Here is a 9199-nt window from a genome sequence, read left to right as displayed (position 1 = left end):
GGGACGCAGGGCTTTGCCGCCGCCGAAGCGATCCGCGCCGACCGGATCACGGTCGACGGCACGACATTGCGGTTCAGCGATATTCTTGCCAGCGATATCGGGACAGTAACCGGCAATTTCGCCGCGATCAACGGCAGCGTGGGCAATGTGATTGCGGTGCGTGGCTATAGCAACGCCACCATCATCGCAGGCACGCCTTACGGCACCGAAGCATCGGGCATCCGCGCCGCGCGAGCAGCGGAGTTTGCCAACACCGATGCCTTCATCCTCACCGATGGCGCGGGGAACAACCGGTATCCTATCCGCGCCGGCACTGACAGCACAAGCGTGCCCCAGCCGCTCAGCGCCATCGAAGTGCGCGCTATTCTGGAAGAGGCGTTCATCGTTCTGACCCGTGCTCGCGCACAAATCCGTCGTCCGCTCGACAGCAGGATGCAGGCGACGATATCGATTGTCGATACGAATGGCGAAGTTTTGGGCATCGTCCGCTCACCCGATGCGCCGATTTTCGGCACGGACGTGTCGTTGCAGAAGGCGCGCACCGCGATGTTCTTCTCCAACACCCAGGCAGCTGCCAATTTGATGGCAGCGGGTGGCGGCGTCGCTCCGTTCGTTGCGGCTGTGCGCACTTTTCTGAACAATCCACAGGCGTTGACCGGCACCATCGCTTTTTCTGACAGGGCCCATGGTAATTTGTCGCGGCCATATTTCCCCGATGGCGAGCTTGGTCGCCCGCACGGGCCGCTGTCGCGCCCGATTGAGGATTTCAATCCCTTTGCGGTAGGCCTGCAGACCCAGCTTGTTGCGGGCAACATCATCCAGCATGCCCAATTTGTTTCCGGGGCCTCGCAGACGGATACAGCGCAGCGTTGCACTGCTTTGCCTGACGCGGTCCAGGGCCAAAATCGGCTGGAAAACGGCATCCAGATTTTTCCTGGATCGGTACCGATTTATCGGGGTAATCAACTGGTCGGTGGAATTGGCGTTTCGGGCGATGGTATCGATCAGGACGACATGGTCAGCTTTCTGGGGCTGCACAATGGCGGTGCGCGCGTTGGCGGCGTGGGCAACGCGCCCAACGAGATGCGCGCCGACCGAGTGGTGGTGAACCTGGGTAACGCGCAGGTGCGGCTGCGTTATGTCAGTTGCCCGTTTGCGCCGTTCCTTGATACCAACCAGCAAAATGTCTGCGAGGGGTTGTAAATGACGGCACCGCTCGCCTCGCTGTTGCCATTGCTTGCGCTGGTCGGCGGCGGTGATGAGCGCGATGGCGTGCGTGCGCCGGTGCCGCGCAGCGAAATGCATACGGCGGTGGGGGCGCTCGCGGCGGCAAGTGTAGGGCGCAATACGGCGCTCACGCAGATGCAGGGGCTTGCACCGCAACAGAGCATTCCAGAAGCCGCCGGCCCTGCCGATTGGACCGAGGCTCCAGATCAAGCGAGGCTGCTGCTTCACGACTGGGCGACTCCTGCGCGTCATCGCAGCAGCGTGCATGACGCCAGCCTTGGTGCTGATGGCTTTGGTCAGGACCTCGTTTGGGACCTTGGGCAATGGAATGATATTGAGGCCGAAATTGCGCGGGTCAGCGCGCAGGAGCAGCCCGCCAGCGCCGGTGCCCAGCCACCCGAGCCTGCGGCTGATGGACAGTCAGACCTCGATGCCGATGATGTGCTGATCGATGGCCGCAGACGTCCGGGGGTGGAAAAGCAGCTGCCCGACCGGGTGACGCAGGACAATCCCGGCGCAGTGCGCGCGCCCGCGCCCGAAGCCTTTCCAACCGATGAGTTTCCGGTGCCGGATCGCTGGCGGATCGTGACATCCTTGTGCCCGACCAAGGGCGGCGACCAGTCGATCTACGGTCTCTATCCCAATCTCTCGAACGTCTGCCGGTCAAAGCTCGACCCCTATCACCAGAACATCCTGAAGGGTGACCGGCCTTTGCCCAAGGGCAAGCGCCCGGCGTTTCTGAAAGAGGACGACTGGTTCTTCGTCGCCAATGTCATCTCCGACACGGTGGTCGAGCCGCGCAGCTTCCCGACCCCGGTGGGCGTGCAGACGACCGCACGGCCCGACAATCTCGATGTGTTTGGCCGGGCCGATTCGCTTGTGCTCGCGCAGACGGTGATCGCGGGCTTCGCGCTGATCAAGGGTGAGACCGCATATAAACCGCCGTCGGTTGAATATCGCATAACGCTCGCGGCGCAGGTCAACCATGTCGAGGTCAACGAACGGCGCGTGCTGTTTGTCGAGCCGTCAAAGGGCACCAACCGCACCGACCATTTCGTGGGCGTGCAGGAACTGTTCGTTGATTATCACCTCGGCCAGTATGACACCTCGCGCTATGATTTTATCTCGCTGCGTGCTGGCATCCAGCCGATGCAGGCCGATTTTCGCGGCTTTCTGTTTCAGGACAACCAGCTGGGCATCCGCCTGTTTGGCAACCGCGACAACAACCGTTTCCAGTTCAACATCGGCGCGTTCTGGCGGCTTGAGAAGGACACCAACTCGGGTCTGAACAGCGTGGTGGAAATGCCGCGCGATGACTGGGTGTTTTTCGCCAACGCCTATCGTCAGGATTTCCCGTTCGTCGGGCTGACCAGCCAGGTCTCGCTGACCTACAACATGAACCGCGAGGGCGGCCGCGAAATCAAGATCGACGACAACGGATTTCCGGTACGCCCGGCGCTGCTCGGTGACCTTCGCCCGCGCGAATATGATGTCGTTTATCTGGGCTATGCGGTTGATGGCCGCATCGGGCGGATCAACGTAACCGGCCAAGCCTATGGTGCATTTGGTGAGGACCGCAACAGCTTTTTCACCAGCCGCAAGGCCGACATTCGCGCCTATTTCGGGGCTGCCGAGCTCAGCTATGATACCGATTGGGCGCGCTTCCGCCTGTCGGGGCTGTTCGCCAGCGGCGATGGAGACCCGTATAACGATGTCGAGGGCGGGTTTGACGCGATCTTCGAAAATCCGATTTTTGCCGGCGCCGATACCAGCTACTGGATCCGCCAGGTCATCCCCTTTGCAGGGGGCGGTCGCGCCGTCGGGGTGAACACCCGCAACGGCATATTGAACAACCTGCGCTCATCCAAGGAGCAGGGCCAGTCGAACTTCAACAACCCCGGCACGGTGCTGCTGGGTGCGGGCGCAGATTTTGATCTGAGTGCCTCCACGCGGCTGTCGGTCAATGCCAACCATCTGTGGTTCCACAAGACCGATACGATCGAGGCGCTGCGCCAGGAAGGCACCGTGCCGAGCTCCATCGGCTTCGATGTATCGGCAGCGGCGATCTGGCGGCCCCGGGCCAACCAGAACCTTGTCTTCCGCCTGTCCGGCGCGGTATTTGATCCATCAAAGGGGTTCCGTGACCTCTTCACCCAGTCGGGTAAAGCCGACGTTTATTATTCGGTGCTGCTCAATGCAATTTTGGCGTTCTGACCGGGCGCGCGGCGACGCGCTGGCCTTCAACTGGAAGCTGCTGCTGGCAGGGCTGTTGCTCGTCACGCTGACCGCGCTTCCGGCGGATCAGGGTCTGGCTGCGGGCAAGGAGAAGGCGCAGAAGGTCAAATACACGTTCACGCCGCCTGCGCCGCCCAATCAGGACTGGGCAGAGGCGGATGCCAAGAGCGCCGGCTGTCAATCGTGCCACACCGCAAGCGACCACAAGACGATGCACGCCTCGACTGCGGTCGTGCTGGGCTGCACCGATTGCCACGGCGGCGATGCGACGGTGATGGGCGACAACAGCTGGGGTCGCGACAGCCTGCCGTATCAGGATGCGCTGCTCAAAAGCCATGTGCTGCCGAAGTATCCGGTGGCATGGAACTGGCCGTCGTCGGCCAACCCCAAGCGCTCTTATGCGTTGCTTGCCAAGGAAGCACCTGAGTTCATCCGCTTCATGAACCCGTCCGATTATCGCGTGGTGCGCGAATCGTGCGGGGCGTGCCATATCGAGATCATCGAAGCGTCCGAGCGCTCGCTGATGGCGACGGGCGCGATGCTGTGGGGCGGCGCGGCGTATAACAACGGCATCGTGCCGTTCAAAAACTACATGTTCGGTGAGGCGTTCACCCGCGATGGCCAGCCGGCGATGATCAAGTCCGCTGCTACCGAGGAAGGCCAGCCGCACGGCACGGTGACGGCGGCGGAAAAGGCGCGCGGCGCGCTGCCGGTGATGTATCCGCTGCCGACCTGGCACATCCTGCCGCCGGGTGACATTTTCCGCGTGTTCGAGCGCGGTGGCCGCAACATCAACTCGCAGTTCCCCGAAATCGGCCTGCCCAACATCGGCGGCATCATCCAGCGGCTGGAAGAGCCCGGACGGCCCGACCTCAAGCAATCCAACCGTGGCCCGGGCACCGGACTGCGCGTCGCGGTGCCGGTGATCAACATCCACAAGACCCGCCTCAACGATCCTTTCCTGTGGCAGATGGGCACCAACGATCAGCCGGGCGATTATCGTGCGTCGGGCTGCGCGGCGTGTCACGTCGTCTACGCCAACGATCGCGAGCCGCGCCACAGCCTGACCTACGCCCAATATGGCCGCGACGGGCAGACGATCACCGATGACCCGACCATCAATACGCTGATCGAAGGGCAGAAGCGTGTCGGTCGCTATGGTGATTATGACGCCGCCGCGCATCATGACGACCATAAAGGCGGGCATGGCGGCGACCATGGCACCACGCTGGCCAAGGGTGCGAGCGATCATGGTGCATCGCACGGAGAGAAATCAGGGCACGCTGAAAAGGCCGCGTTCAAGGAAAAGGGCCATCCGCTCAAACACGCCTTCACCCGCGCGATTCCTACCGCGCAGTGCATGAACTGCCACATGCACCAGCCCAACATCTTCCTAAACAGCTATCTCGGCTACACGATGTGGGATTATGAGAGCGATGCGCCGCTGCTGTGGCCGGGGCCGGAAAACCGCGCGCCCAAGCCCGAGGGCATGTCAGAGGAAGACTATCAGCGCATCTACAAGCAACAGCATTATCCCACGGCGGACGAGGTGCGCGCCACGCTCGACCGCAACCCTGAAGCTGCGGCGGCGCGCGGGCTGTGGTCAGATCTTGAGTTCGTGCGCAATGTCTATGATCTCAACACCGAGGCGAAGGACACGCAGTTTGCCGATTATCACGGCCATGGCTGGAATTTCCGCGCCATCCTGAAGCGCGACCGCAAGGGTAATCTGCTCGATGCAGAGGGCAATATGGCAACCTGGGGCACTGACACCGCCAATATGGTTTCGCCCGACGATCCGGAAAAATTCCGCAAGGCGGGCGAGGGCAAGTTCGTGCCGGTGGGCAGCAACCCGGGCAAATCGGTGCACATGATGGACATCCATGCTGAAATCGGCATGCAGTGCGTCGACTGCCACTTCAGCCAGGACGGGCACGGCAACGGCCTGATCTATGGTGAGGTCGCCAATGCGGTTGAAATCAGCTGCAAGGATTGCCACGGCACGGCGGATGCCTATCCGACGCTGTTCACCTCAAACCTTGCCGCGCGGCCCAAGGGCAACAATCTCGCGCTGATCCGCAATCCCGATGGCCAGCGCCGGTTCGAATGGATGAAGGACGCCACCGGCAAGCGCGTGCTGATCCAGCGCTCGGTGCTCGATCCCGAACTGTCGTGGCAGATGAGCCTGGTCAAGGATGCGGTCGACCCCGCCAGCCCCGATTTCAACATCAAGGCGGCGCGGTCGAAACTGATGTCGAAAGCCGGGACCGAGACGGGCAAGTATTCCTTTGGTCCAGCGGTCGCCAAGGCGGACCGCGCGCACGATGACGAAGAGATGACGTGCTTCACCTGCCACCTCAGCTGGACGACCTCGTGCGGCGGCTGTCACCTGCCGATTGAGGCGAACTGGAAGGCCAAGGTCCACAAATACGAGGAAGACGAGACGCGCAACTATGCGACCTACAACCCGCAGGTCGCGCGTGACGAGATGTTCCAGAACGGTCGCCACCAGACCAGCAAGGGCAACATCATCGCCCCGATCCGCTCGACCTCGGCGCTGATCCTGTCGTCAACCAACATCAACCGTGAGCGCATCTATGTGCAGCAACCGCCAATTTCTGCGCCCGGCTTCTCGAGCCAGGCGTTTGCGCCGCACTTCCCGCATACCGTGCGCAAGACCGAGACCAAGCAGTGCACCGATTGCCACCTGAGCGAGGCCAACGACAACAATGCGGTGATGGCGCAGCTGCTGCTGCTCGGCACCAATTTCGTGAACTTTGTTGGCCTCAACAGCTGGTTCGGGCTCGAGGGCGGTTTCGAGGCGGTGCGCGTCACCGAATGGGACGAGCCGCAAGCCGTGATCGGATCGTATCTGCACCGCTATTCCTATCCCGATTATTACAAGATGCATGTCGAGCAGAACGGCCGCGAGCTCAAGAATTGGGTGCGCGGCAAGACGTTCGATCCGAAGTTCTCGGGCGAACCCTATGCGCTTGAAGAGTTCGCCAACGTGGTGCAGGGCACCGCAGGCCGGGTGAACTGTCTGCAAAACCGCGGCGAATATATGTTCGTGGCCGAGGGCAAGGGCGGTTTCCGCGCCTATGACATCGCGTCAATCGGCAACAAGGGCTTTTCCGAGCGGATCATCCGCGCACCGTTCTCAAAGCTTGGCCACAACACGCATGTGAAGACCAAGAACGCCACCTGCATGGCCATCGCCACAACCCAGCCGATCGCGCCGACCCGCAACACGCCCGAGATGCGCGAAGCCAATGAGGAGCAGCCGTTCCGCGCGGTGTATCACTACGCCTTTATCACTGACAGCGTCGAAGGCTTGATCGCGGTCAACGTCGACACGCTGGCCGATGGCGAGTTCCGCAACAACTTCTTCAAACGGACGCTGACGTGGAACCCGGACAATGTGCTCAATGGCGCGCGCCACATCACGCTGGCGGGGGATTTTGCTTATATCACCGCTGATGTCGGGCTGGTGGTGGTGCGGCTGGCCGATGAGCTGCCCGAGAACCCGCCGCGCGATTTCGATTACAGCACGCTGAACCCGACGCTGCAGGCGGTGATCCCGCTGCAGGACGCCCGCTCGAGCGCGGTCCAGTTCCGCTATCTGTGGGTGACCGACGCTGAGGGGGTCAAGCTGTTCGACATCACCAAGCTGGAAGCGCCGGTGGCGGTGCCATCGGGCACGGTGCGGCTGGCTGATGCGCGCAAGCTGTATCTGGCGCGCACCTACGCCTATGTCGCCGCCAAGCAGGACGGTCTGGTGATTGTCGACATCACCAACCCTGAGGCGCCGCGCGAATACATGCGCTACACCGCCGACGGTCAGCTCAATGATGTCGAGGACATTATCGTCGGATCTACCAACGCGACGCTGTTCGGCTATGTGGCTGATGGTCGCAACGGGGTAAAGGTGCTGCAACTGACATCGCCGTCGAGCCAGCCCAATTTCTATGGCTTCTCGCCCGATCCCAAGCCTGAGCTGATCGCCTGGACGAAGACTCCGTCGCCTGCGCTGGCGGTGGCCAAGGGGCTTGACCGCGATCGCGGTGTCGATGAATCGGGTGGGCAGATGGCAATCTTCGGGCGGCTCGGATCGCGGCCGTTCAAGCGCAGCGAGATGGAAAAGCTGTTCCTCAACAGCCGCGGCATGCCCTACAAGGTCAGTGACACGGTGACGATGGCCGACTGGATGGGGCCGCGCCCGGCGATGTTGGCGCGCGCTGATTGATGGCGCGGGTTGCCTGATGACGGGATTTGGCTGAGGGTGTTGGCTGAGCCTCCGTTGCCGCAGCCGGCTTCGGCAGGGCAGGTGGCGCAGGTGTTGCTGACCACTCTTGGGCGCGAATGCGTCGCGGCGTTCCTCAAGATTGCTGAGCGCCATTTTGCGATGGCTGACCTGACGGGCGATGCGCTGTCTGAAGGACTGACCGAACCAGCCCCCGACAAGGCCAAGTTGGCAGCACTGCTGGACCCGGATGCGGTGGAGAGCTTGCTGGCCCGGGTGTCTTCAATCTCGCCCTATGTGGTCGCAGATGTATTGCGCAAAGCCGGCCTGATGCGGTCCTCCCAAGGAGGCATAGCCTATATCGACCGCGATCTTGTGCTGGCCATGTCGAGCGGCGTCGCGGATGGGGCAGGCCCATCGGAGCCCACCGTGCCAGTGCATGATTTCAATCCAGTATCGATCAATCGCGACCAGCTGGTGTTTTCCGCATCGGCGCTCGCGGCCAACCACGCCGCGCTGGCGGATCGGTTCAGCGACTGATTGGTTCAGCGCAGTTAGGCATCCTCCACCGTCAGCGCCTCAATGGTCAGCGTCAGTGCGGGCTCGCCATCGCAGCGGCGGTGCGTATCGCGCACCGCAATGTCAGCGACGATGTGCCCCGCAATCGTGAACTCCTGATCGCCAAGGCGGCGCGCCAGCTGGTCACCCTGCGCGACAGCATCAGCGCCTGCAAAATGCAGCCGCAGCACATGGCGCATGCCTGCAAATGTGGCGCTGGCCCAGCTAGTGCCGCGATGTTCCTGCAACTCCACGCCGGGTCCAGCCAGCGCGATCAATGCGCGAATCAGGGCGGTTGCCGGGTCACGGCGGATGGCTTGCTGGATCACAGGTGGCTCTCCCAATATTTGTTCATGAAATGTTCTATTCTGGTGCGCAATGCGGCGCGCGGTTCGCGGCCATTGCGCAGATCATCGACCAGCCTGGGATCACCCGCCGCGAGCCGCCCGAAGCGGGTGCGCGGCATGTTGGTCTCGCGCAGGAACCTTTCAATCTGGCGCAAAATCGGCATGGTGCCGCTCTCCCTTATCAAAATGGTCACGAAGGCCGAATCATCTCGTAGGAAAAATATCACGTAGGAAATCCTACTTGTCTATAGGATTTTTCCTGCTATATATCCGATATGGAACATGATGACGTTCGCAGCACGCTTGAGGCGTTGATCAAGGCGCGCGGGGTGAGCTTTGCCGGGGTGTCGCAGCTGCTCGGCAAAAACCCCGCCTATGTGCAGCAGTTCATCCGCCGGGGCAGCCCGCGCAAGCTTGACGAAGCCGACCGTCGGTTACTCGCCGAGTTTTTCGGCGTGTCAGAGGCGCGGCTGGGCGGGCCGGATGATCGCGCGTCGACACGTCCGATACGCAGGCAATCGGGCGCGAGTGCAGTGCGCGCGCCATCACCACGCCCACCCTCACCAACCCAGCGCGGCCTGCCGGGGCG

6 protein-coding genes and 1 pseudogene are annotated in these 9199 nt (G+C 62.1%); 5 read left to right on the top strand and 2 right to left on the bottom strand.

The window, feature by feature from the left end:
- The 4 genes from ACEW8G_RS09665 to ACEW8G_RS09650 all read left to right on the top strand — a co-directional run.
- Positions 1 to 1203, top strand: a 1203-nt coding sequence (locus tag ACEW8G_RS09665; protein WP_373488215.1) for a heme-binding protein, incomplete at its 5' end; no start/stop codon positions are given.
- Positions 1204 to 3441, top strand: coding sequence for a hypothetical protein (locus ACEW8G_RS09660; protein WP_373488214.1), 2238 nt, complete (start codon positions 1204 to 1206; stop codon positions 3439 to 3441). It begins immediately after the preceding gene.
- A complete protein-coding gene (locus ACEW8G_RS09655; protein ID WP_373488213.1) occupies positions 3422 to 7708 on the top strand; it encodes a hypothetical protein in 4287 nt (1428 codons plus the stop codon). The genes ACEW8G_RS09660 and ACEW8G_RS09655 overlap by 20 nt, the downstream gene beginning before the upstream one ends.
- A gap of 39 nt (positions 7709 to 7747) precedes the next feature.
- On the top strand, positions 7748 to 8245 hold the full coding sequence (locus ACEW8G_RS09650) for a hypothetical protein (RefSeq protein WP_373488212.1): 498 nt from the start codon (positions 7748 to 7750) through the stop codon (positions 8243 to 8245).
- Positions 8246 to 8259: 14 nt separating this feature from the next.
- On the opposite strand, the gene ACEW8G_RS09645 is transcribed toward ACEW8G_RS09650, so the two are convergent.
- Both ACEW8G_RS09645 and ACEW8G_RS09640 read right to left on the bottom strand, forming a co-directional pair.
- On the bottom strand, positions 8260 to 8592 hold the full coding sequence (locus ACEW8G_RS09645) for a hypothetical protein (protein ID WP_373488211.1): 333 nt from the start codon (positions 8590 to 8592) through the stop codon (positions 8260 to 8262).
- Positions 8589 to 8774, bottom strand: coding sequence for a hypothetical protein (locus ACEW8G_RS09640; RefSeq protein ID WP_373488210.1), 186 nt, complete (start codon positions 8772 to 8774; stop codon positions 8589 to 8591). The genes ACEW8G_RS09645 and ACEW8G_RS09640 overlap by 4 nt, the downstream gene beginning before the upstream one ends.
- Before the next feature lie 111 nt (positions 8775 to 8885).
- Between ACEW8G_RS09640 and ACEW8G_RS09635 the strand changes: the two are divergent.
- Positions 8886 to 9199 (top strand): annotated as a pseudogene (locus ACEW8G_RS09635) (peptidase S24); the annotation flags it as partial.

It is taken from the genome of Blastomonas sp., assembly GCF_041747255.1.
Taxonomy (GTDB): Bacteria; Pseudomonadota; Alphaproteobacteria; order Sphingomonadales; family Sphingomonadaceae; genus Blastomonas.
Note: the sequence above shows the minus strand (reverse complement) of the source record. Positions and strands in the feature narration are given on the sequence as shown.

What these genes read in the sequence shown, in the direction of transcription:
- ACEW8G_RS09660 (WP_373488214.1), top strand. Translation starts at nt 1,204, where the DNA reads ATGACGGCACCGCTCGCCTCGCTGTTGCCATTGCTTGCGCTGGTCGGC.
- ACEW8G_RS09655 (WP_373488213.1), top strand. Translation starts at nt 3,422, where the DNA reads ATGCAATTTTGGCGTTCTGACCGGGCGCGCGGCGACGCGCTGGCCTTC.
- ACEW8G_RS09640 (WP_373488210.1), bottom strand. Translation starts at nt 8,774, where the DNA reads ATGCCGATTTTGCGCCAGATTGAAAGGTTCCTGCGCGAGACCAACATG.